The sequence below is a fragment of the Pseudoflavonifractor sp. genome, assembly GCF_050943825.1.
Taxonomy (GTDB): Bacteria; Bacillota; Clostridia; order Oscillospirales; family Oscillospiraceae; genus Pseudoflavonifractor.
Map to the genome: position 1 here is coordinate 64,447 of NZ_JBMNPX010000004.1, position 23,560 is coordinate 88,006.

Genomic DNA, 23,560 nt, shown 5'->3' on the forward strand with positions numbered 1-23,560 from the left:
GCCCGGGAGGCTGTTTGCCATGTATCACGCAGAAACCTTCGGCCGCAAGGCCATGATATTTGATATGGACGGTACCCTGCTGGACTCCATGCCCGCCTGGAAGGACAACCTGTATCAGGTGGCCCTCCGCTTCGGTGTGGAGCTTCCGCCGGATTTTTACGACCTGTACAAGCTCCTCATCTCTCCCGAAGTGGCCCAGCACATGGTGGAGCATTACCACGTCAAGGGTACGGTGGAAGAGGTGTTCCAGGCCATCAACCATGGGATTGTCTCCTACTATGCCAACTCCATCTCCCCCAAGCCCTTTGCCCGCGAATTGCTGGAGGCCTACCGCGCTCAGGGGATGAAGGTGGTGCTGCTCACCGGCACCGAGCGGCCGCTCATTGATCTGGTGCTCCGCCGCCTGGACTTTTTCCAGTATTTTGACCTCACCTGCTCCTGCCGGGAGGCGGGCGGCCCCAAATCCTCCCCTGTCCCCTTCCACTATGTGCTGGACAGGCTGGGCGTCAAGCCGGAGGAAGCCGTTATGTTTGAGGACGGTATCCACGGCGTCAAGTCCGCCAATCAATGCGGCATTTTTACCGTGGGCGTCCATGACAGCATGTGGGATGATGTGGCTCAGGAGATGGCGTCCGTCGCCGGACGGTATGTCCATTCTCTGAAGGAGCTTCTGACCTGATCGAAATAAGAAAAGCGGGGACGCGGCATATGCCGCGTCCCCGCTTTTTGATAGGGCAGTGCTTCGTCCTTCTGTCGGTTATAACCTCAGGAGGGTGTTACTGCATGCCGTTCTCGTAGGCCTGGATCATCTTCTTGACCATCTGGCCGCCCACGGAGCCAGCCTCACGGGAGGTCAGGTCGCCGTTGTAACCCTGCTTCAGGTTGACGCCGACCTCAGAAGCGGCCTCCATCTTGAACTTGTTGAGAGCCTCACGGGCGCTGGGGACAACAGCCTTATTGGAACTAGTCATAGCTTGTGCATCTCCTTGTGTTTTGTTTTTGTTGGATTGGGAATCCGAACATAGCTTTGCCCCGTGAGATTTTTATATTCGCTCCTGTTCACGCCAAATTTTTGCAGTACACACGCTGTTTCAATTTATTTATAATTTAAGATGCACAGCAATTTTCTTCACAGTCATTTCAGAGAAAAATACTGTTCCCGCCGGTCTCCGCCGCCGAAGAGATTGTTGTACTGTACCTGCCGGCACTGCTCAATCAGGCTGGTATATTCATTGTTCTCCAGGTGGCTGTACGCATGGCCGCTGGTATCCGTGTACCCCACGAAGGTCATGGCGGGCAGCTGCTCCTGCACGTCCCAGAGGAAGTTATTCCACGCGGTCCCCTCCAGACCGGCACAGCGCAGCACATATAGGGCCAGGAAATTCAGGCTGGTCACCTGGGGCACCTCCTCCGGCAGGGGATAGTTGGCCCACACCACAAAGGGCACCTGGTACTTGCCCATGTACTGCTCCATGGTCATCTCCCCCTGGGTGACGCCGTAGGCCTTGTCCAGGAACGCCTGCTCCACCGAGGGCTGGTGGTCGCCGAACATGACCACAATTGTGGGCTCGTCCAGCTGGGAGAGGTACTCAATCAGGGTCTGGAAGGCATGATCCGACTTGTTGGCCAGGGTGAGGTACTGCTCCGCCATGGGGTACTTCCCCGGCTCATCGGCCACCGTCACCTCTGCCGGGTAGTCCTCCACGGTGTAGCTGCCGTGGTTCTGAATGGTGACGTTGAAGAGGAAGAGCGGTTCCCCCTCCTTCTTGTGCTCCAGCTCCCATATGATCTGCTCAAAGTCCGACTGGTCGCTCACATAGCCGTGCTCCATGGTCTGGGGCACATCCATATCGTCGCCGCACTTGAAGCTGTCAAAGCCCAGCAGAGGATAGGCCCGGTCCCGCTGCCAGGAGGTACGGGTGCCCGGGTGGAAAGCCAGGGTGCTGTACCCCTGCTCCTTCAGCAGGGAGGCCAGGGAGTAGGTGGGCTCCAGCACATACTGCTGGTAGGGGATGCTGCCCGAGGGGAGGAAGGCCATGGAGTTGCCGGTGAGGAACTCAAACTCGCTGGCACTGGTGCCTGCGCCGAACACGGAGGTATAGGCGTGGCCGAACACCGCGTTGTCCAGGCTGCTGACATAGTCCACCACGCTCTCGCTCAGCTCCAGATTGCCGAAGAACTCAAAATCCGCCCAGGACTCGTTCATGATGGCGATCACATTGGGCCGCTCCGGGGCGTCTGCGGTCCCAACCGGCCCCGACACCTGGGACATGATCTGGTCCACCCCCTCGGGCGATGTGTCCGAGGGCTTGTCCACCTCCAAAAATTCGGTGTTGCGCAGGAACGTGGCCAGACAGCCGCCGGTGCGGTAGGACCCGGCGGGGTCCCACACGTCGGTGACCACCCCCAGCTCTCCCAGACGGCTGGTTGGGAACAAGAAGTACAGGCAGGCCAGTCCGGCGCACAGCCAGCCCAGCCGTCCCTTCCAGCCTGTAAGCCGGAGTCTGGTCCGCACCTGCTTCAGGCTCAGGACACACACCAGCCCGATCGCCAGCGCACCTGCCAGACACATCTGCCAGGTGGGGACAAAGCGGTAGCTCCCCGCCACGTCAGCGGCAGTACCCAGGGCGGAAAAGTCCCAGGGCAGAATGGGCGTGCCCCGGAAGAGGTTGACAAAGTAGTTGGCCGCGCCCCACAAGCCTGCCGCGATATGGATGCCGCAGCAGCAGAGCCAGACCCGGCCTGTCAGGCCGCAGAGCGGCCAGTAGAGCAGGGCGATACAGAGGGCATTTGCCGCTGCCACAGGCAGCGGCAAGGCCCACGGCGCTGCGCCGTAGGCCAGCTGCATCAGCCACACGGCGGTGAATGGAGTAAGCAGCAGGGCCGCCAGCAGGGGCAGCCACCGGCGTCCGGCCGTGAGGACGGCATCGCCTTTTTCCTGCTCCTGCGGTATCTCATAGGTTTTCTCTTTTCTCAGCAGTTGGTTCATTTGTATCAATTCCCTCAAAAAAGGTTGCGAGGTGCTATTATAGCGCAAGAATCAGATTCTGTCAAAAGCGGTCTCCCCTGTGGGGAGACCGCTTTTGCTCTGTCACAGGTCGGATACGCTTCATGCCTGTTCCGGCAGAATGGCCGCCCCGGCCGGTTCCAGCTTCATCACCGACACCTCAAAGGCAGTGCGGGTCAGGTTCTGTCCGTTTTCCACCTTGATGTACTGCCGGCTCTGGAGCCGGCCTTCCAGGCGCACGCCGTCTCCCACGCTGAGGGAGGCGCAGCGCTGGGCCAGGGACCCCCACACGATGCAGGGCAGGTAATCCGCCCGGCCGTACCGGCGGTTTACCGCCAGCATCAGGTCGCAGATGTCCCGCCCCAATGGGGTGCGGCGAAGCACCGGCGGCTTGCACAGCACCCCGGCCAGGGACAGGTCGTTGGCGTGCTCCCCCGCCCCCGGGCGCAGGCTGCGGGCAAAGAGGGTGATGACCAGCCGGCTGCCCCGGCCGCTCTTGTTGTTGAAGGAGCGAACCTCCCCCTCAATCTCCACCTCCGCCCCGGGCGCTACCGGGCACTGCTCCAGCTGCCCAGCGGAGACCACCACATTGATCTGGTCCTCCGCGCCGGACAGCCGCTCCACCCGCAGGGGGAAGGTCCAGTAGGTGACGCCCCGGTTCTCGTGGGAGACCACAGGCGCAGCCGCCGCCTCACCCCGCAGGAAGGCATGGTTCTCGTTCCAGTCTGTCTGCATACCAATCCACACTCCCGTGTCATTTCTCAGGATGTGAGATGTATATGCAGGTTTGTCCCCCGCTATGACCATCCCCTCAGGCTCCATACTCCGCGGCAAAGGCCAGCAGCTTTTCCCGGTCCCGGGGCGCCACCTTGAGGGTATAGAGTTCGTTTCCGGCGGGCACCAGACCCTTCAGCGTCTCCAGCTCAGGGGCACGCTCCAGGTCCAGGCCGTCCACATACAGCAGCACCCGCTTGCCGGTGAAGGGGTGGGTCTCCAGGTACCGGCGCAGGGGCCGGGCAGTCTCCCCCATGTAGACGGGGCTGCCGAACACCAGCAGGTCGTAGTCCCCGGGGGCATAGGGCAGGTCCTCCGAGGGGTGGTTCACCGTCACGGCGTAGCCCATCTCCGCCAGCCGGGTGGCCAGGGCCTCTGCCTGAGGTACGTTGCGCCTGGCGTTGGAGGGCTGGTACAGAAACAGGGCCTTCCGTGCCCCCTGCCCCAGCCGCTTCTCCGCAGGACGGCGGCGGCTGTCCCGAATGCTGATGGTCAGCTTGAAGAAAATCATCAGCCCCACTGCCGCTGCGGCCAGCAGGGACAGAACGATAAACAGAATATTGAGCAGCAGTTCCATGGAAGCAATCCTCCTTTTCCAGGTGCAGTCAAAGCATAACAGAGAGATCTTATTTCTTCCATGTGGGTTTTATTAAAATAAGTTAAAGTTTTGATATGCGGATGCCCAGAATGGGCCGGGGCTTGACATTCTCCCCCGCCCTCCCTATCATGGAAACAGTAACCTCCAAAAACCCGGCAGAGATATGTCAGGGAGGCGATGTTCTTGTCTCAATCCACACAGACCCGGCTCTCCGGTCTGGACGTCCTGCGCAACGGCTCCATGCTGATGGTGGTCCTGCTCCACGTCTCCGGCGTGGGCGGCCTGCTTGCCGCACTGCCCGCCGGTTCCCTCCGCTGGTGGGCTCTCTGGGGGCTGGAGGCCCTGTGCTCCTGCGCGGTAAACTGCTACGGTCTGCTCAGCGGCTACCTGGGCGTGGGACGGAAGCACCCCCTCTCCCGGCTGGGCTCCCTCTGGCTCCAGGCCGTCTTCTATTCCGCCGTGCTCACGGTGCTGTTCGGCCTTCTGGCCCCCGGTTCCCTCCGGGTGCGGGACATGATCGCGCCCTTCTTCCCGGTGCTCAACGGCACCTACTGGTATTTCAGCGTCTACTTTGCTCTCTTCCTGCTGATGCCCTTCCTGGACAGCGCCCTCACCGCCCTGTCCCCTGCTTCCGCCAAACGGCTGGTTCTGGCGCTGATCGCTGTCTTTTCCCTGGCCGATTTCATCTCCCCGGAGGAGATTTTCTCCACCCGGGGCGGGTACAGCGTGGCCTGGCTGGCAGTGCTCTATCTGCTGGGCGGCTGTCTGCGGCTCCATCCTCCCGCCCGGCTGCCCCGGCCCTGGCTGCTGCTGGCCGGGTACGTGGGCTTCTCCCTGCTGGCCCTGGTGGGCAAGACCTTCGGCGTGTCCCAGCCCGGCACCTTCTTCAAATGGGGGACCCTCCTCTCCTACACCTCCCCCCTCATTCTTGTGGCTGCATTGTGCCTGTTTCTGGCGCTGTACCGCCTGCCCCCTCTGCCCGCTCCCGTTGCCCGAGTCGTGTCCTTCTGCGCGCCCTTGTCCTTCGGCGTGTACCTACTCCACGCCCACCCGCTGGTGTGGTCCCACCTGCTGGCGGGCCGGACCGCCTTTCTGGCCCAGTTCTCCACGCCCCTGTGCCTGGCAGGCGCTCTGGCCATCGGCTTGGCCATCTTCGCCGTGGGCATCGGCGCGGACTATGTACGCAGCCTGATTTTCCGGGCAGGCGGACGTGTCATTGACCGCCTCCGGGCAGGCCGCAGCGCACCGGTAAATTGACTTTCCCCGCCGCATCGGATAAAATATAATACCTACTTTTTGAAAAGGCGGTGACTCCGTGACCTTCCTCACGCCGCAGTTCTTCTGCTTCTTCCCCGTGACGGCGCTGGTCTTTTTCCTGCTGCCCCAGCGGGCCCGCAACCCATGGCTGCTGCTGGCCAGCTGGTTCTTCTACCTGTGCGCCAAGCCCATATACCTCACCTTCCTGCTCTTCACCATCGCGGCCTCCTATCTGACCGGGCGGCTGCTGGAACGGAAAAAGAGCAAGGGAGCGTTGGCAGCCTGCCTGGTGATACTGGGTCTGCTGCTCTTTGTGTTCAAATACCTGAACTTCGCCCTGTCCCTGGTGGGTCGGGGACTGAATCTTCTGGGCTTCTCCTTCTCCACGCCGGTGCTGGATATCCTGATGCCGGTGGGCATCTCCTTCTATCTGTTCCAGGCCATGGGGTACGTCATCGACGTGTACCGGGGCAAGGTACCGGCGGAGAAGGACCTGCTGATCTACGCCCTGTTTCTCTCCTTCTTCCCCCAGATTGTCTCCGGCCCCATCGCCCGTGCCGACCAGCTGCTGCCCCAGTTCAGGACAGAGCACCGGTTCGACTGGGACGAGTTTCGGGCCGGTCTGTTCCGGTTTTTGTGGGGCGCGTTCAAGAAGCTGGTGCTGGCCGACCGGCTGGCCGTGCTGGTGAACACCATCTTTGCCGCGCCCCAGGATTTCGGCGCCCTCCAGCTGATGGGGGCCGCCGTGGCCTTCTCCCTCCAGCTCTACTGCGACTTCTCCTCTTACTCGGACATGGCCCTGGGCGCGGCCCGTGCCATGGGCTTCTCCCTGCTGGAGAACTTCCGCACCCCCTTCTTCTCCCGCTCCATCGCGGAGTTCTGGCGGCGGTGGCACATGTCCCTGTCCCACTGGTTCCGTGACTACCTCTATATCCCCCTGGGCGGCTCCCGGAAGGGCACAGTGCGGAAGTACCTGAACGTGCTCATCGTCTTTGCCGTCAGCGGGCTTTGGCACGGCGCGGCCATGACCTTTGTGGTGTGGGGCGTGCTCAACGGCCTGTATCAGGTCATTGGAGGCGTCACCGCCCCCCTGCGGGGACGCCTCCACAGCGTCCTCCGTCTGAAGGAGGACGGCTGGCCCCTGCGGCTGTGGCAGATTTTCTGCACCTTCCTGCTGGCCACGGCGGCCTTCGTGTTCTTCAAGGCCGGGTCGGTGTCCACCGGGCTGGACATGCTCTCCGGCATGCTCCACGGCCCCCTGTGGGTCTTTACCAGCATGGGTCTGGACCGTTGGGAGCTGCTGGCGGCCCTCTTCGGCCTTGTGGTGCTGCTGGCGGTGGACCTGCGGTCGGTCAACCACGACATCACCGCCGACTACCTCTCCGCCCCCCGGCTGGTGCGGTGGCTGGTGCTGTGGTTCCTGCTCTTCTCCTGCGTGGTGCTGGGCAGCTACGGCGCCGGGTACGACGCCCAGTCCTTTATCTATGGCTTCAGCTTCTGACCGGAAGGAGGACCCGGCTTGAAATCTCGTTTTCTCCGCAGGGAACTGCCGCTGGCCGCGGTTTTCCTGCTTATCACCGCTCTGCTGCTCAACTTTGTCTCTGATGTGCTCCGCCCCGCCCACACGGATTACGGCTCCACCTGGAGCGCCTTCCGTGCCGAGCCGGAGGACAGTCTGGACGTCATCTACCTGGGCAGCTCCTACGCCTACTGCGACTTCAATCCGTCCGTCGTCTACGACAACTCCGGCCTGACGGGATACGTGATGGCAGGCTCGGAGCAGACGCTGTCCATCACCTATTGGTACCTGAAGGAGGTCTTTAAGACCCAGTCCCCCTCCGCCGTGGTGCTGGAGGCCACCTCCCTCTTCTTCGCCCGGTACCAGAACTACACCCAGCTCAACATCGACCTGATGCCCTTCTCCCCCAACAAGCTGGGGGCCATCTTCACCGCCGCCGAGCCGGACCTGCGCACCGGACTGCTCTTTGACCTGTGGTTCTACCACGGCCGCTGGTCGGAGATCCGCCCGGCCGACGTCAAGCGTGCCCTGTTCCCCATCCAGCGGGACTACCTGAAGGGCTTCACCGCCATTGACGAGGTGAAGGAGGGCGTGGGCGTAGAGCCCTATGTAGCCGACCGGGAGATCTCCGACGAGGACTACGCGGCCAACCTGTCCTGGCTGGCCAAAATCCTGGACCTGTGCGCCGAGCACGGGGCCATCCCCATCATCACCTTCAACCCCACCTACACCCGCTGCACCCAGGAGACCTACGAGCGCATCGGCCGGGAGATTCAGGCCCTGGACGAGGACGTGATCTTCTGCAACTGGAGCGAGATGTTTGAGGAGATTGGTCTGGTGCCCACCGCCCATCTCTACGACGGCGGCCACCTGAACCAGGACGGCGCGGCCATCTTCTCCGCCTGGCTGGGGGAGTACCTTACCGAAGAGGTCGGCCTGGTCCCCAGGGAACAGACCGCCGACAACACCGCCCACTGGCAGGAATCGGCACAGTGGTGGGCGGAATATCTGAACAACTAGCAGCAGGGAGGCAAAGCCAGACGGCTTTGCCTCCCTGTTTTTGTCATATTCCCTCTATCCGCTCTCCTGTCTCCCGGTCAAAGAGGTGGAGCCGGTCCAGCCGGAGAGAGACCTCCAGCCCCTCTCCCGGGCGGCCCGGGAAATCGGCCCCTGCCGCCATGGTGAAGGTATCCCCGCCCTGTGATTCCAGGAACACCAGACACTCCCGCCCCGTATTCTCCACGGCGGTGATACAGGCCGGAAAAGCCGCCGGGTCATCCGGCCGTGCGGGGCATACGTGTTCCGGACGCACACCCACGGCCAGGTCACGCCCGAAGGCTCCCTGGGGCAGCCGGATCCCCTGCCCCAGGGAGAAGGCCTGCCCGGAGAGCTCCAGCCAGGTGCAGCCCTCCTGCCAGAAGGCCCGCCCATCCCACAGGTTCATGGGCGGTGAGCCGATGAACTGGGCCACAAAGAGGTTGGCGGGCGCGTCATAGAGGGTACGAGGCGTATCCACCTGCTGGAGCACGCCGTCCCGCAGCACGGCAATGCGGGTGCCCATGGTCATGGCCTCGGTCTGGTCGTGGGTGACGTAGATGGTAGTGGTGCCCAGGCGGCGCTGGAGTGCCACAATCTCCCGGCGCATATCCACCCGCAGTTTGGCGTCCAGGTTGGAGAGGGGCTCATCCATCAGAAAGAGCTTGGGCTGGCGCACCATGGCCCGCCCAAGGGCCACCCGCTGGCGCTGTCCGCCCGAGAGGGCGCCGGGCCTGCGGTCCAGATACTCGGTCAGGCCCAAGCTCTCCGCCACCTCCTCCACCCGGCTGCGCACCGCCTCCCTGCTCCAGCGGCGCATTTTCAGCGGGAAGGCCATATTGTCCCGCACCTTCATGGTGGGGTAGAGGGCGTAGTTCTGGAACACCATGGCGATGTCCCGGGCCCTGGGCGGCACCCGGTTGATGACCCTGCCGTCCATGCGGATGGTCCCGCTGTTCACCGTCTCCAGCCCCGCGATCATCCGCAGAAGGGTGGACTTTCCGCAGCCCGACGGCCCCACGAAGATCATGAACTCCCCGTTTTCCACCGTCAGATCCACATCCCGCACCGCGTGGACGCCGCCGGGATACCACTTGTTTACCCGCTCGATGGTCAGCCCTACGCTGCCCGCTGTTTCCGCCATGGTATCTGCTCCTTTTTCAGTCTTTCATGCCGGAGGCCGAGATGCCTGCCTCCAGATAGCGCTGGCCGAAGAGGAAGATCAGCAGCGCAGGGGTTAACATAATTACAGACGCAGCCAGAGAGGCTCCGGCATTCTCCGCCGTCACCGTGGGCAGGTAGAGGGAGAGGGGCCAGAGGGTCTTATCTTGAAGAAATGTGAGGGGCTGCTCCAGGGCGTTCCAGTACTCCAGGAACCCCAGCACCACGGCGGAGAGGATACCCGGCGCACCCAGGGGCAGGCCGATGTGGAGGAAAATGGCCAGAGGCCCCGCCCCATCCAGCGCCGCCGCCTCGGTCAGAGCGGAGGGGATGGCGGCGAAAAAGCGGACCATCAGAAAGACCGGGAAGGTGGACACCGCGCCGGGCAGGATGATGGCCCAGATGGTGTTCATCAGGCCCAGGCCGTCCAGCACCAGATAGCTGGACACCATGGTGACCTGAAAGGGCATGAGCATGAGGACAATGTACAGCCCGTAGAGGGCCTTCCGGCCGGGGAACTGGAACCGTGCGAAGGCCCAGGCCGCCGGTGCGCCGATGAGCACCTGGCCCAGCACCACGGGGAACACCTGGCGGCAGGAGTTCCAGAACATGGCAAAAAACTCCGGCGTGTCCAGCAGCAGCTCCACATAGGGCTGGAGGGTGGGGTACATGGGCAGCAGGGGCCACACCGCGTTTCCCCCGGTCTCCGACAGCACGGGGGCCAGGTTCTGCTCCACCTCCTCCGCCCCCATCAGGGAGCCGGTGAGCAGCATCCACAGCGGCACCCAAACCAGACAGGCCAACAGGGCCAGTATCATGCCGATGAACCATTTTTTCACCCTTCCATCCCTCCTTCCGCCCTGCCCCAGGCCCGCTGGAGCAGGAGAATCAACAAAAATACCGTCACAGCCAGCAGCACCGCCCCGGCGCACATCTTATCCACGTCCAGGCTGACAAACCAGTTGTTGAAAAGGTGCTGGAGCATGTAGATACTCTGGTTGGGGTAGCTGCCGCCGATGAGATAGGCCTCCCGGAACACCTTGAAGGAGTTGAGCAGGGAGAGCACCGTCACCGTAAAGAAGGTGGGGGCCAGATTGGGCAGGGTGATGCGGAAGAACCGGGCCGCTGCCCCGGCGCCGTCCATCTGGGCCGACTCATAGAGCGCGGGCGGGATGGACGTAATGCCCGAGAGCCAGAGAATCATGTCGTAGCCCGTGTTCTTCCACAGATAGGTAAACACCAGCACGCCGAAGGTCAGGCTGCTGTCCAGCCAGTCGGCCCCCTCCAGCCCCACCAGGGCCAGCAGCTGGTTGAACAGGCCGTTCTCATGGAACACCACCTTCCACAGCAGCACAATGGAGGCCACCGGGATGGAAAGCGGAATGAGAAAGCTGGTCTTGAAGATACCCCGCTTGTCCTCCACCGCGTGGATCAGCAGGGCCAGCAGCAGGGAGAACACCAGCAGGATGGGGATGCACACAGCGGCAAATTTGGCCGTATTGGCCGCGGCCAGCCGGAAGGCGTCGTTCTGGAGGACAGATATATAGTTTTTCAGGCCCACAAACTGCCCGCTCATGGCGGAGAAGAAGGACCGGCGCACCACATCCCCGAAGGGCACCAGCACCAGCACCGACACCGCCAGCAGGCTGGGCAGCAAAAACAGCCAGGGCACAGCCCTGTCCTCTGCCCGCTCCCCCTGCCGCCAGGGCGGAAGCCCTTTTTTGCGCCGTCTCACAGCCTCTCCTCCTCTCCCGCTGGCAGCGCCGGGCCGGGCGGTATGATGTCCGCCGTCAGCCACCCGTCATGCCACCGCAGCCCGTAATCCGCCGCCAGCCACAGCGGCGGCAGCAGCCACCATGTCCGCCCCGGCGCTCCGCCGCCCAACCGGGCAGACAGCAGCGTCAGCACAAACACGCTCCCCGCCGCCCCCAGACAGGCCAGCAGCAGGCCGGTCCCCGTCTCCGGGCGCAGCCGTCCGGCAGGGGCCAGCAGGGCGCAGGCCGCCAGGGCCCACACCAGACACCCCAGGGCCGCCGGCCAGAGAAGCCCGTCCCGGGCGCTCATGGCGCCAGACAGTGCGGTCCACAGCTCCTCTGTCAGCTCACCGGCCAACCCGGTCCAGAAGTCAAAATCAGACCACCGGGTGGGAATCAGCCGGTCGGGAATCTCCCATGGGAAGCCCAGCACCCAAAGGGTCAGCCCGCCCGCCGCCAGCACGGGGAGCAGGCACTGGGCGAGCAGCAGCGGACTGCGGCGCAGCCGCCACAGCCGCTCCCCCAGTCTCAGCAGGAGCACCACGCCCAGGGCCAGCCCCGGCAGGGCGGCCAAGCTGTTCAGAATCCAGCCCAGCAGAGGCAGGTCGGTCACCTGTCCCACCGGGAAGCCGTTCTGGCTCAGCCAGGCCGTTGTCTCCGTCCCGCCGCCTCCGTCCTGAAATTGGAGCATCGCCCGGTCCATGGCCTGCGTGCTGCTCTCCTCCGTCTGAATCAGGGCCAATCCATCGTCTCCCTGGAACACGCCCCGGACGGCATATGTATTCCCGTTCCACTCCACGGTCTCGCCCAGCACGTCGGCGCTGCCCCAGAGAGCGGCGGCCGCCGCCTCATCCAGAGCGATGCCCTGGATATCCCCCCGGACAGGCCAGCCGCCCCGGAGGAAGGCGCCCGGCCACAGCAGATCCGCCTGACCGAACACGGTGAGCAGCCGCACCGGGGTGCTCCGCTCCCCTGTCCGGTCGGTGAGAATCTGGTTCTCCTGTTCCTGCCACAGGACAAGGTCGGGAAAGGAGGTGCTGCCGTCCTTCGCCGCCCAGCGCTCCGCCTGACAGAGATCGGCGGGGCTGACGCCGGCACCCTCCCCTGTCCAGCGGACAGCCGCCCCCTGGGTCAGCGGACCGCACTGCTGGGCAAAGCAGAGGGCCGCCATCCAGGCGCAGAGAAAGAGCAGGGCGGGAAGCCACCGGGACAGCCTCCATGTATGTCTCTTCATCGCTTCACCCTCCGGTTACGCCGTCTCGTCCAGCACCCGCACCCGGTCCTCATGGTCGATGGGTTTGCTGCTGCTCACCACCACCTGGTCCTCCGGAAGCAGGCCGTCCGCCTCCACGGCCACCCGCTCGCTGTCCTTGGCCTTGACTGTGACGGGCACCTGGGCCACCGTCTGCTCCATGCCCATAACGGTCTGCTTCTCCCGCAGCACCAGCACAAACTCCCCGTTCCGGCCGCTGCGCAGGGCCCCCAGGGGCAGGGTGGTGTTGTACTGCTCACTGCGCTTGGTGATCTCCAGCTTGGCAGATGCGCCGCCGGCCCAGCCGGTTCCCTCCAGCGCCGCCGTCACGGTCACCTGTCCCTTGTCATCCGCCCCGCTGATGGAGGTGATGGTCACCTTGGCACTCTGATTCTTGCCCTGGCTGGTAAAGGAGAGGGAGCCCTCGTCCCCCACCGCCAGCTGCTCGGCCTCCTTCTGGTCCAGGGTGCCCGTAAACTGGTACCCCAGGTCGCCCCGGGAGAGGACTGCCGCCTGCTCCCCGGCCTGAGTCACGCCGGTTTCGGTACGGATTTTCTTCACCGTGCCCCCGATGGGCGCAGTGATCCGGCCCCCGGCCTCCTGGGCGGCCCGAAGGATATCCAGGGTCTCCTGCTTCTCCCGGCGCTGGCTCACATAGCCCAGGCGCTCAATCTCCGCCTGCCGGGCAGAGGCGGCATCGGTTCTCCTGTCGTTCTCCGCCTGCTGCTGAGCGCTCTCCAGCCCCCGCTGGGCGCTCTCAAGTCCCTGCTGGGCGGTCTCAATGGCCCGCTGGGCGGTGAGCAGCTGATCCTCAGTGGCGGAGGCGGCATCTTCTGACGCCCGCTGGGCGGTCCGGAGCCCCTGCTGAGCGGCGTCCAGGGCGGACTGGGCGGTGACCACCAGGGTCTCCTCGCTCACGTCGGTACGCTTCTCCGTCTCTTCCAGCTTTTCCTCGGCCGTTTTTACCTCCGCTTCGGCCTCCTCTATCTTCTCCGCCCACTTTTCCTTGACCTTTTTCAGGTTATCCTTGGCACGCTTCACCGCATTGTAGGCAGTGGAACTGGCGTCTGCCAGGCTGTTCATGCTGGCCTCTGCCTGGTCCTTGCTGCTCTGGGCCTGGAGGAGGGCAGTGCGGGCCGCCGCAATGGCCTCCTCGTCCCCCTGGGCCAGGGCGGCATCCAGATCCGCCTGGGCCTGCTTTTCCGCCTCTACCGCCCGGTTATAGGTGTTGACAGCAGCATAATAGGAGGTGTCCGCGCTGCTCTGCTGGTCCTGAGCCGCATCCAAACTCTGCTGGGCGGCATCTTCCGCCTCAGCCGCCGACTCCTTCACCGTCTCCAGGTTGTCCTCGGCCGTCTCCAGCGCCTCCTTGGCCGCCTTGACCAACGCCTCCTTGGCCTTGACCTTTGCCTCCGCCAGATCCGCCTCCGCCTGAGCTACCTTTTCCTGCGCCTCCGTCAGGTCCTGGGCGGCCCGGTCCTCCGTCACCCCACGGCTCTCGGTCAGCCGCTGGTAGTCCTCCTGAGCCCGCTCCAGGGTGGTCTTGGCGGTCTCCAGATTGTCCTGGGCGGCGAGAACAGCGTCCGTCCCCTCTGAAGTCTGCCCCTTCGCCGCGTTGGCAATCTTCAGGTCCAGCAGGGCCAGCTCCTGTTCCAGGATCTCCACGGCCCGGGCCAGACTCTCCTGGTCCAGCTCCAGCAGGGTATCTCCCGCTTGGACTGACTGTCCCTGGACCGCCGTTATCCGGCTGACCTCCAGTCCCTCCGGCAGGTTCACCGTCAGGTCGCCCATGGCCTGGATGGCGCCGGTTATGGTGCAGCGCTGGGTCAGGATACCGCTCTTGCTCTTCTCCGTCTCCACCCGGGCCACAGTGATGCCGTAGGCCGCCCGGGACAGAAGGGTCAGCACCAGCATGAGGATAAAAAAGCCGGCCAGGGCCTTGGCCGCCTTCCGCTGAAGGTTGTGCTTCATTCTGTGCTCCGGCGGGGTCCCTGTGGCCAGCCGCGCCCGCTCTTCCTGTATCCGTTCCGCCGTGTTCCACGCCATGGGTATCCCTCCGAATTCAAATCAGTGGAATAAGCATACAAAACCATTCTCTAAACTATCTGGAAATTTCACCTCCTGTTTTAAAACATTTTGTAAACCTCTTCCTCTGTTTTTTCCCCGTCTTTTCCCCAATTGTCCCGGTGAAAGATTGACTTTCCCTGCCAAATGCTCTATCATAACTCAATGTGTGTTTTCACGATATCTCTTATAAAGATGTAAGGAGGGTTTCCTGTGAATGAGAGAGAGACCTTTGCCTCCCGTCTGGGCTTTGTGCTCATTTCGGCGGGATGCGCAATCGGTTTGGGAAACGTGTGGCGCTTCCCGTACATTGTAGGCAGATACGGCGGCGCCGCCTTTGTGCTGATCTATCTGGCGTTCCTGGTGATTCTGGGCCTGCCCATTATGGCCATGGAGTTCTCCGTGGGCCGTGCCAGCCGCCAGAGCATCGCCACCAGCTTCCACAAGCTGGAGCCCAAGGGCACTAAGTGGCACTGGTACAGCTGGTTCGGCATGGCGGGCAACTACATGCTCATGATGTTCTACACCACCGTGGCCGGCTGGATGATTCTCTACTGCATCAAGATGGCCAAGGGCGACTTTGTGGGCGCTGACACCCAGGCCGTCCAGGACATCTACTCCGGCATGCTGTCCAACCCGGGCCTCATGCTGGTGTTCATGATTCTGGTCATCCTCATCGGCATGGGCGTGTGCTCTCTGGGCCTGCAGGACGGCGTGGAGAAGATCACCAAGGTGATGATGGTGATGCTGCTGGCCATTCTGATTGTGCTGGTGGTGCGCTCCGTCACCCTGGAGAACGCCATGGCCGGCCTTGAGTTCTACCTTAAGCCCAACTTCCACAACCTGATGTACGACGCCAACGGCAACTTCATCCTGGGCGAGGCCATCTTCGCCGCCATGGGCCAGTCCTTCTTCACCCTGTCCCTGGGCATCGGCGCCATGGCCATCTTCGGCAGCTACATCGGCAAGGAGCACCGCCTCATGGGCGAGGCCATCAACGTGGGCATTCTGGACACCTTTGTGGCCTTTGTGGTGGGTCTGGTTATCTTCCCCTCCGCCTTCGCCTTCGGCATCCAGCCCGACAGCGGCCCCAACCTGATCTTCATTACCCTGCCCAACGTGTTCAACGCCATGCCTCTGGGCCGTCTGTGGGGCGCGCTGTTCTTCGTGTTCATGTCCTTCGCCGCCCTGTCCACCGTCATCGCCGTGTTCCAGAACATCATCACCTTCCCCATGGACAAGTGGGGCTGGAGCCACAAGAAGTCGGTGCTGGTGAACATGGTGGTTATCTTCATCCTCAGCCTGCCCTGCCTGCTGGGCTTCAACCTGTGGTCCGGCTTCAACCCCCTGGGCGACGGCACCGTGGTCATGGACCTGGAGGACTTCATCCTCTCCGACAACCTGCTCCCCCTGGGCAGCCTGGTGTATCTGCTCTTCTGCGTCTCCAAGCACGGCTGGGGCTGGGACAACTTCCTGGCCGAGGCGGACGCCGGCGAGGGCATCCGTTTCCCCGCCCGGTTCCGTCCCTACTTCCGCTATGTGCTGCCTCTGCTGGTGCTCATCATCTTTGTCATGGGCTACTGGAACAAGTTCGGTGCCGCTCTTATGAAGCTTCTCGGCGCCTGAGTATGCAAAAACGCCGCGCTGCAAAGCAGCGCGGCGTTCTCTTTCTTCTTTTACAGGCGCAGTCGGAGCAGGAACACAGTGCCCTGGGGCGTGGTGCGCTCCACCGACAGTTCCCCGCCATGGAGCCGGGCCAGCTCCCGGGCGATGGACAGCCCCAGGCCGAAGTGGCCCTTGCCGGTGCGGGCGGTATCCGCCCGGTAGAAGCGATCGAAGATATGGGGCAGGTGCTCCGGTCCGATACCCGGCCCTGTGTCCGCTGTCCGCAGGCAGGCCCAGCGGCCCTCCACCGTCCCCGAGAGAGTAATGGTTCCGCCCTCCGGCGTATAGGAGCAGGCGTTGTCCAGCAGCACGGAGAGAATCTGCCGCAGCCGCTGGGGGTCTCCCGTCACAGCCGGAAGGGGCTCGTCGGGTACCTCCAGCGCCAGGGTCTGCCCCTTCCGCCGGGCGATGGGATAGAAGTCCTCAGCCGTCTCCAGCAGCAGGGTATCCAGGTCCACCCGCTCCCGCCGGATTGACCAGGTGCCCGCATCCATGCCCGCCAGGGAGAGCAGATCCTCCACCAGCCGGGCCATGCGGGCGCACTCCCGCTCGATGCCGTCGGTCAGGGTGTTTACCCGCTCCGGCTCCACACGCAGGGCGGAGGCGCTGGTGCGGATCACCGCCAGAGGCGCCCGGAGCTCATGGGAGGCGGCGGCCACAAACTCCGCCTGCCGCCGCTGGCTGGCCTCAACAGGGGCCATAGCCCGGCCTGCCAGCACCCAGCACAGGCCCAGCAGGGCTGCCACACCCAGGACCACCAGTCCGGCAAAGGCCGCCCGGAGCAGCAGCACCTGCCGCTCCGCTCCCGTCATGTCCCGGAGGAGCACCAGGCTCTGCCAGCCGTCGTGGGCCGGGATGAGCACCACGGCGGCAAGATACCGGTCCCCATGGTCCCCGGCCACCTCAAAGGGCGGCGTGGAGGTGGTCTCGATGACCGAGAGGGGCCGGGCGTCCACGTCCACACCTCTGACCGTGCCCTCCTCTCGTGCCCGCTGGATCAGCGTCTCCCGGCCGGTCTCCGGCGTCCAGGCGCCGGAGAAGCGCAGGGGCGCCCCTCCGTCCCACAGGGCGATGATGAGCCGGTCGGTGGCCTCTGTCTGGGCCAGCCATTCGGTGGAGATAATCCGGTCGGCCTGAATCTTGGCCACAATGGCGTTGATATTGCTCTGAAAGGCCGACTCCCGGCTCACCCGCAGCTGCTCCTCCGCGATGGACAGAGCCACCAGAGCCATCACCAGCAGCACCGCCCCGGTCAGTCCGGCGGCCAGCAGGGTCAGCCGGCGGCGCAGCCGGAGCAGAGCCTCCTGTCTGCGGGCGGCGCCGCTCATGCGCCCTCCTCCAGCCGGTAGCCCACACCCCGGACGGTGACAATCCGGGCACCGCTGCCCACCGCCGACAGCCGGCGGCGGAGAAAGTGGATGTAGTTGTCCAGATTGCCCTCCTCCACCGGCGCGTCAGGCCCCCACACCCGGGCCAGCAGCAGCTCCCGGGTCATGGTCTGTCCGGCGTTGCGGAGGAAAATCTCCAGCAGGCGGCTCTCCCGCTTGGAGAGGGAGCAGGAGCCGCCCGGCCCCAACAGGGTGCACAGCTTGGCGTCCAGCTCCAGCCCCCACCGGCTCAGGACGCCGCCCTGCTCCCACTGGACCGGTCTGCGGGCCAGGGCCCGAATCCGTGCAAGCAGCTCCTCGGCCGCAAAGGGCTTGGTCAGATAGTCGTCCGCCCCGGCGTCCAGCCCGTCCACCCGGTCGGACACCCCGTCCAGAGCGGTGACCATCAGCACCGGCGCGGTAATGCCCGCCTTCCGCAGCCTGGAAACCAGCTCCAGGCCGTCCATGCCCGGCAGCATCCGGTCCAGAAGAATCAGATCATAGGCGTTCTGAAGGGCAAAGTGGAGCCCGTCCTCCCCGTCGTGGGCCATGTCGGCGGTGTGCCCCACCTTCTTCAGATGGATCTCCACCGCGCTGCACAGGTCGGCGTCGTCCTCTACCATGAGAATGTGCAAGGGTTTCCCCTCCTTCCTTGGTATCAGTATACCAGCCGCTTCTCTAAGAAATCTATAAGAAGCGGCCATTTCCCTGAAATTTCATTCCCCGTCCCGCTTAAAGGTTTTTTACAGAAAGCCGTGCTATGCTGGCCTCACCACAACGGAAGGAGCTGACTTATGAAACGAATCATCGCACTGGCCCTGTCTCTGACTCTGCTGCTGGGACTGGCGGCGGGCTGCGGCCAGGAGAGCGGCAGCGAGACCGCCATGGGCCGCTATATTGAGGAACAGGGCCCCGTCCTGGAGAACATGTATCTGGCAGGAGGCCTCCGGCGGCAGGAAAACGGCGACCTCTCCCTGCTGGCCCAGACCGGAGATGAGAATGGGCTGGGATACTATCGCTATGTGTTCCCCGCCGACGGCGGCGAGCCCCAGCGCACGGCTCTGGAGGGCCTGCCCGCTCTGCTGGGCGAGAATGGCTATGTACGGGCCCTGACCGAAGGGGCGGACGGCACCATCTATGTCCTCTATGCCTCCGGCACGAAGAGCTCTCTGGTGGCCCGCAGCACCGACGGGGTAACCTTTGAGCAGATTGACATTCCAGACCTGGCCGCGCCTGAGCAGACGCCCGAAGGCGGCGCTGCCGGTGCAGCCAACTCCGCTGTCCTCGATGGAGTACCCGCCGATGTCTCTGTTTCGGAGGAGGGCGGCAGTGTGGTCACCTTTGACGGCCAGAAATATGTCTCCGGCATTGTCCCCCTCTCCGACGGCTTCCTGCTGATGTTCAGCACGCCCGGGGCCTCCCGCTACTCGACGGACGGTACGCTGGTGGCCGAATACCCCGGCATGCCCATGCCGGGCAGCACCGCTGTCTGGGAGAACACCCTCATCATGCTCAATCAGGACTCCAGCGCCCTGGTGACCTATGACCTGGACACCGGCAGGCAGAGCGGCACATACAGCTACGACGGTCTGGGCTTTCTCACCGCCGTTGGGATGGACGGTGACGGCATTTTCCTGGCCGACACTTCCGGCATCTACCGCCAGTCCCTGGACGGCAAGCTGTGGGAGCGGCTGGTGGACGGCGGCCTGACCACTCTGGTCATGCCCAACGTGACCATTGCCGGTCTGACGGGCGACGGCGGCGACGGCTTCCACGCCCTGCTCTCCACCGGCGAGAACAGCTACCAGCTCATGTACTATGTCTTTGACCCCAACACCCCCACCAACCCGGATACCGAGCTGACCGTGTTCTCCCTCAAGGACAACAGCACCATCCGGCAGACCATCGGCGAGTTCCAGCGCCGCAACCCCAATGTGCGGGTCAACTTCCGGGTGGCCCTGGACGAGAACGCCTCTGCCACCACCGAGGACATTATCCGTTCGCTGAACACCGAGATTCTCAGCGGAAACGGGCCGGACATTCTGCTGCTGGACGGCCTGCCTGTGGACTCCTACATCGAAAAGGGCGTTCTGACAGACATAACCGCTCTGATTGACCGCATGGTGGCTGAGAACGGGCTCATGTCCAACCTGATGGGCGCCTATGCCAGAGACGGGAAGATTTACGGCGCTCCCGCCCGGTTTACTCTGCCCGTTATGATGGGCAAACCCGATGAGGTTGCGTCCGTCACCTCCCTGGAGGCCCTTCTGAAGCTGACCGAGGCGGGAGAGAAGGACGATCCGCCCTTCCTGCGTGCGCCCCAGACCCTGTGGGACGAGGAGGGCACCGGTATGCTGATGGAGTTCTATGACGTGAGCGCTTCCTCCTTTCTCATCCAGGACGGCGTGGATGAAGCTGCCCTGGCCGACTATTTCCGCACCGTCCTGGCCCTGGATGAGAGTGTAAAGCGCTACACGCCTCAGTCGGACGACGCCGCCTTCACCATGGTGGCATCCGTCAGCTCCAACGGCGGCTATGAAATGCTGGATATGGGCCCTTACGATCTGCAGGCGGGACGGGCACGTTTCCACGCCTCCACCCTGTCCGGCATTTACGGCCTGGAGAATATCTGCTCCAGTCTGTCCCGGAACGGCTACGGGCTGGACAGCCTCTTTGGCAGGGGCCAGTACACCCCGGTGGGCGCTGTGGGCATTCTGTCCACCAGCAGCCAGCAGGAGCTGGCCGCCAGCTTCGTGGAGATGATGCTCTCCCCCACCGTACAGGACTCCTATCTCTCCGACGGCTTCCCGGTCAACGGCAGCTCTCTGGAGAAGCTGGTGCAGGAGACTCTGACATCGGAGGACGGAAGCGTGGTCAGCGACATGGGCTTCCTGGACCTGTGCGGCACGCTGGACACCCCCATCCTCACCGACCAGGTGGTGAAGGAGGCTGTGCTGGACCAGATTCCCGGCCTGCTCAGCGGCTCCCTCACACCCGAGGATGCCGCTGCGGCTGTGGTGGAAAAGGTATCCCTCTATCTGGCGGAATAACACAAAAGCGGCCGTCCGGCAAATGCCGGACGGCCGCTTTTTATGTTCTCTTTAGGTACCCAGGCTGTCGTAATAGACCACAAGCCAGTCCAGGTTGGAGAAATCGTCGTCGCTGAGATAGTAGTAACCGTCCTCGTCGGGCTGAACCTGCACCAGGATGGAGGTCTCCTCCATGTAGCCCAGGGAGGGAATCAGGGACTCCAGCAGGTCGGCCAGGCTCTGGCCGTAGTCGGCATCATAGGTATTCACATACCAGTCTTCCCACTCGGCGTCGGTCATGGCATTGGGGTCCACGTCGGCATACTTGGCCTCAAACTCCTCGCTGAAGTCATACCAGGCGCTGTTGAGCTGGTCGATGATGTCGATGGGCTTCACTACCACCTTGACGGAGTAACTGCCGTCGTCCAGCTTGCTGGCTTCCTGAACCGTGTAGTCCGCCTTGGCAAAGATCTGCCGGTAGAGGTCGGCGAAGCGGGCGGTCAGTTCCTCGGTGGGGTACTCGATGGCCAGGCAGCTCATCAGATACTCCGCCTCGGCGGTCATCTTGCTGTCATAAGCCTCCTGGCACTCCTCTTCTGTGGAGTCGGCCACCAGGTCCAGATAGCCCTGGAATTCGCCCTTGTAAATCACGTCCATCTGGGCTTTGACATAGTCCACCGCATCCTCCTTGGTGACGCCGCCGCCGAAGAGGTCGCAGCCGGTCAGGCACAGGACAAGGGACAGAGCCAGGGTGAGCAGGGTGAGCTTGCGCAGTTTCTTCATTCTCAGTTCCTCCATTCTCTGTATATGGTGCAACTTGTCCAGAGGGAGGCTCCGGCGCTTCAGGCAGGCCGGAACACTCCGCTCTGTCAATGCGCGGGACGGGGAATGGTTTTCTTTCCAGGCTGACGGGTTTCTCAGCCGCAAAGCTCGGCAATGGCCTGGGCGAAGATCTTGCAGGAGAGCACCAGGTCGGCCACGGGGATGCGCTCATTGGGGCCGTGCATCCGTGGATCGGAGCCGGGCAGCTCACAGCCGAAGGCCACGCCGCCGGGGATATCGTGGACATAGGTGCCGCCGCCGATGGCCAGGGGCTTGGCGTCCTTCACGCCGGTGTAGTTCTCATAACAGGTGAGCAGGGTGCGGACAAAGGGGGAGTTGGCGTCGGTGTGGTGGACGGTGGTCATGTCCCCGTCGCCGGTGACGGAGATGCCGTGGGCGGCAAAGGAGGCCTCGCAGGCCTTCTTGCAGTTGTCCTCGTTGGCGCAGATGGGGAAGCGCACATCAAACTTGGCGCTGAAGCCGGTCTCGTCCAGGGTCATGAGGGCCAGGTTCAGGGTCAGGTGGCCGGACAGCTCATCCTCCTGGGCGATGCCCAGGGCCTTGCCTCTGGTGTCCCCGTGGGGGAAGAGATGGTGCATGGACTTGATGGCGGCGGTGCTACCGCAGTCGGCCAGCTGGAGGTGAGCCAGCAGAGCCAGCAGGGCGGTGATGGCGTTGTTGCCGCCGTCAGGGCTGGCGGCGTGGGCGTTCTTGCCCGCGCAGAGGATACGGGTGCCGCCCTCCTCCGCCTCCAGGGTGAAGGTGGCCTCGGTCTCATGGCTCAGGTGCTCCACGTGGGGGCCGATATCGGTCACCAGCATGCCCGCCACAAAGGCCTGGGCCTCCGGCGGCACCACGTTGGTGCGGAAGCCGCCCTTCAGCTCGGTCACCCGGGGCAGGGCCTCGGATTTGGCCCAGGTGCTGCCGAAGTCGGGGTGATAGTGGCCCTTCTCGATATTGATGACGGGGAAGTCCGCGTCAGGGGAGAAGGTGTACTTGGCGTAGGGCTCGGTGGCGTAGTAGTGGGCAATGTCCTCGGAGCCGGACTCCTCGTCGGTGCCCAGGATCATGCGGGCCGAGTGGTTCAGAGGAATGCCCAGGTCCTTCACGCACTTCATGGCAAAGAGAGCCGCCACAGCGGGGCCCTTGTCGTCGGCCACGCCCCGGCCATAGAGCACGCCGTCCTTCTCCACAGGGCCGTAGGGGTCGGTGTCCCAGCCCTTGCCCTCGCCCACCACGTCCATGTGGGCCAGAATGTGGAGAATGGTGTCCTTGTCGTTGAGCTCGGCGGTGCCCACGTAGCCGTCGTGGTTCTTGGTGGCAAAGCCCAGCTCATCGCACAGCTTCAGGGCCTCGTCCAGGGCCCGGGCGGGACCCTCGCCGAAGGGCATGCCCGGCTGGGCCTCACCCTTCACACTGCGGATGGACACCAGACGGCACACCGCCGCCACCAGCTCCTTCTGCTTGGCGGGGTCATCAAAATAGGCGCGAATCTGCTCCTCGTATTTCATCATGGAAGTTCCTCCTTGTTTCCGGCCTGGCCGGGTATCAGTCTATTTTTCCTCTTCCTCTCCGCCGCCGGTCAGCTCCCCCAGGTATTTGTACACCGTGTACCGGGACACCTGGAGCCGCCGGGCCACAAAGGGCACCGACTTGCGGTAGGAGAAGGCGTTTTTCTGTTCCAAAAGTGCGATAATTTTCATCCGGTCCTTTTTGGTCAGGGCGGACACCGGCTTACCCACAGCGCTGACGCACTCGTCAAAGATGGCGGAGAGCTGGCTGTCCCCGCCCCGCCACATGGCGCTCTGGAGGTCGGCCTCGGCGCTCATCAGGTCCACCAGAATCCGGTTGGCGTACACCAGAGAGGTGTAGTCAAAGTTGATGCCCAGGGCCAGATTGTACCCGTCCCCGATGAGGTGGAAGGTACTGCTCTTGATCTGCTGGCCGCTTGGGGTGGTGGCATACAGGTTGACAAAGTCGGTTACCAGGGCTGTCTCGTCCAGCGCCAGGTCGGTGCCCAGGATGTCCATGGTGGATCCAACCGTCCGCCCGGAGATATGTCCGTTATAGATGGACAAAATCGGGTGGGTGGGATCCCCCATGTCGTGGACCAGGGTCTCGCAGGAGCTGCCGAACATCTCCGCAATGCCCCGGGCGGTCCGGTCCAGAAATTCAAACGCCTCTTCCCGCGTCATCGGGAGTTCCTCCTTCCGGAACTTTTGGAAACGGCAGTATACCGCATTTCACAGCTAAAGT

The 23,560-nt window shown here is 63.5% G+C and carries 20 protein-coding genes; 6 read left to right on the plus strand and 14 right to left on the minus strand.

Annotated elements, in window-relative coordinates:
• Window positions 1–19 precede the first annotated feature (19 nt).
• Window positions 20–679, plus strand: a complete 660-nt coding sequence (locus tag ACOX7T_RS05645; protein WP_433440713.1) for an HAD family hydrolase — start codon at window positions 20–22, stop codon at window positions 677–679.
• 97 nt (window positions 680–776) lie between these two features.
• On the opposite strand, the gene ACOX7T_RS05650 is transcribed toward ACOX7T_RS05645, so the two are convergent.
• From ACOX7T_RS05650 to ACOX7T_RS05665, 4 genes are all read right to left on the minus strand, one after another.
• Window positions 777–971, minus strand: coding sequence for an alpha/beta-type small acid-soluble spore protein (locus tag ACOX7T_RS05650; RefSeq protein ID WP_086005853.1), 195 nt, complete (start codon window positions 969–971; stop codon window positions 777–779).
• Between the two features lie 164 nt (window positions 972–1,135).
• Window positions 1,136–2,989 carry an LTA synthase family protein gene (locus tag ACOX7T_RS05655; RefSeq protein WP_433440716.1) on the minus strand — a complete coding sequence of 618 codons (1,854 nt, stop codon included), beginning with the start codon at window positions 2,987–2,989 and terminating at the stop codon, window positions 1,136–1,138.
• 120 nt (window positions 2,990–3,109) lie between these two features.
• A complete protein-coding gene (locus tag ACOX7T_RS05660) occupies window positions 3,110–3,742 on the minus strand; it encodes a single-stranded DNA-binding protein (RefSeq protein ID WP_433440718.1) in 633 nt (210 codons plus the stop codon).
• A gap of 76 nt (window positions 3,743–3,818) precedes the next feature.
• On the minus strand, window positions 3,819–4,358 hold the full coding sequence (locus tag ACOX7T_RS05665) for a flavodoxin family protein (protein ID WP_433440720.1): 540 nt from the start codon (window positions 4,356–4,358) through the stop codon (window positions 3,819–3,821).
• Window positions 4,359–4,562: 204 nt separating this feature from the next.
• On the opposite strand from ACOX7T_RS05665, the gene ACOX7T_RS05670 reads away from it, so the two are divergent.
• The 3 genes from ACOX7T_RS05670 to ACOX7T_RS05680 are packed head-to-tail and all read left to right on the plus strand — an operon-like array spanning window position 4,563 to window position 8,175.
• Window positions 4,563–5,636 carry an acyltransferase gene (locus tag ACOX7T_RS05670; RefSeq protein WP_433440722.1) on the plus strand — a complete coding sequence of 358 codons (1,074 nt, stop codon included), beginning with the start codon at window positions 4,563–4,565 and terminating at the stop codon, window positions 5,634–5,636.
• 58 nt (window positions 5,637–5,694) lie between these two features.
• Window positions 5,695–7,137, plus strand: a complete 1,443-nt coding sequence (locus ACOX7T_RS05675) for an MBOAT family O-acyltransferase (protein ID WP_433440724.1) — start codon at window positions 5,695–5,697, stop codon at window positions 7,135–7,137.
• A gap of 18 nt (window positions 7,138–7,155) precedes the next feature.
• Window positions 7,156–8,175 (plus strand): hypothetical protein, encoded by a 1,020-nt coding sequence (locus ACOX7T_RS05680; protein WP_433440726.1) that lies wholly within the window; start codon window positions 7,156–7,158, stop codon window positions 8,173–8,175.
• A 43-nt stretch (window positions 8,176–8,218) separates the two neighbouring features.
• Here the strand turns inward: ACOX7T_RS05680 and ACOX7T_RS05685 are convergent, their stop codons facing one another.
• The 5 genes from ACOX7T_RS05685 to ACOX7T_RS05705 are packed head-to-tail and all read right to left on the minus strand — an operon-like array spanning window position 8,219 to window position 14,403.
• A complete protein-coding gene (locus tag ACOX7T_RS05685) occupies window positions 8,219–9,334 on the minus strand; it encodes an ABC transporter ATP-binding protein (RefSeq protein ID WP_433440728.1) in 1,116 nt (371 codons plus the stop codon).
• 16 nt (window positions 9,335–9,350) lie between these two features.
• Window positions 9,351–10,190, minus strand: coding sequence for a carbohydrate ABC transporter permease (locus tag ACOX7T_RS05690; protein WP_006570597.1), 840 nt, complete (start codon window positions 10,188–10,190; stop codon window positions 9,351–9,353).
• The gene (locus ACOX7T_RS05695; protein ID WP_433440731.1) at window positions 10,187–11,086 is read right to left on the minus strand and encodes a carbohydrate ABC transporter permease; all 900 of its coding nucleotides are present in this window, start codon (window positions 11,084–11,086) and stop codon (window positions 10,187–10,189) included. Before ACOX7T_RS05695 ends, ACOX7T_RS05690 begins: the two co-directional genes overlap by 4 nt.
• A complete protein-coding gene (locus ACOX7T_RS05700; protein WP_433440733.1) occupies window positions 11,083–12,339 on the minus strand; it encodes a hypothetical protein in 1,257 nt (418 codons plus the stop codon). Before ACOX7T_RS05700 ends, ACOX7T_RS05695 begins: the two co-directional genes overlap by 4 nt.
• A 15-nt stretch (window positions 12,340–12,354) precedes the next feature.
• The gene (locus tag ACOX7T_RS05705; RefSeq protein ID WP_433440735.1) at window positions 12,355–14,403 is read right to left on the minus strand and encodes an HlyD family efflux transporter periplasmic adaptor subunit; all 2,049 of its coding nucleotides are present in this window, start codon (window positions 14,401–14,403) and stop codon (window positions 12,355–12,357) included.
• A gap of 231 nt (window positions 14,404–14,634) precedes the next feature.
• Here ACOX7T_RS05705 and ACOX7T_RS05710 point away from each other — a divergent pair, with 231 nt between their 5' ends.
• Window positions 14,635–16,047: a sodium-dependent transporter gene (locus tag ACOX7T_RS05710; protein WP_433440737.1), complete on the plus strand. Its 1,413-nt coding sequence runs from the start codon at window positions 14,635–14,637 to the stop codon at window positions 16,045–16,047.
• A gap of 50 nt (window positions 16,048–16,097) precedes the next feature.
• On the opposite strand, the gene ACOX7T_RS05715 is transcribed toward ACOX7T_RS05710, so the two are convergent.
• On the minus strand, window positions 16,098–17,414 hold the full coding sequence (locus tag ACOX7T_RS05715; protein WP_433440739.1) for a sensor histidine kinase: 1,317 nt from the start codon (window positions 17,412–17,414) through the stop codon (window positions 16,098–16,100).
• Window positions 17,411–18,088, minus strand: coding sequence for a response regulator transcription factor (locus ACOX7T_RS05720; RefSeq protein ID WP_433440741.1), 678 nt, complete (start codon window positions 18,086–18,088; stop codon window positions 17,411–17,413). Before ACOX7T_RS05720 ends, ACOX7T_RS05715 begins: the two co-directional genes overlap by 4 nt.
• A 159-nt stretch (window positions 18,089–18,247) precedes the next feature.
• Between ACOX7T_RS05720 and ACOX7T_RS05725 the strand changes: the two genes are divergently transcribed.
• Window positions 18,248–20,503, plus strand: a complete 2,256-nt coding sequence (locus tag ACOX7T_RS05725) for an extracellular solute-binding protein (RefSeq protein WP_433440743.1) — start codon at window positions 18,248–18,250, stop codon at window positions 20,501–20,503.
• Between the two features lie 51 nt (window positions 20,504–20,554).
• Here the strand turns inward: ACOX7T_RS05725 and ACOX7T_RS05730 are convergent, their stop codons facing one another.
• The 3 genes from ACOX7T_RS05730 to ACOX7T_RS05740 form a co-directional block, all read right to left on the minus strand.
• Window positions 20,555–21,265 (minus strand): hypothetical protein, encoded by a 711-nt coding sequence (locus ACOX7T_RS05730; RefSeq protein WP_433440745.1) that lies wholly within the window; start codon window positions 21,263–21,265, stop codon window positions 20,555–20,557.
• A 134-nt stretch (window positions 21,266–21,399) separates the two neighbouring features.
• A complete protein-coding gene (locus tag ACOX7T_RS05735) occupies window positions 21,400–22,818 on the minus strand; it encodes a M20 family metallopeptidase (protein WP_433440747.1) in 1,419 nt (472 codons plus the stop codon).
• Window positions 22,819–22,857: 39 nt separating this feature from the next.
• Window positions 22,858–23,499 (minus strand): helix-turn-helix transcriptional regulator, encoded by a 642-nt coding sequence (locus tag ACOX7T_RS05740; protein WP_433440749.1) that lies wholly within the window; start codon window positions 23,497–23,499, stop codon window positions 22,858–22,860.
• Between the last annotated feature and the right edge of the window lie 61 nt (window positions 23,500–23,560).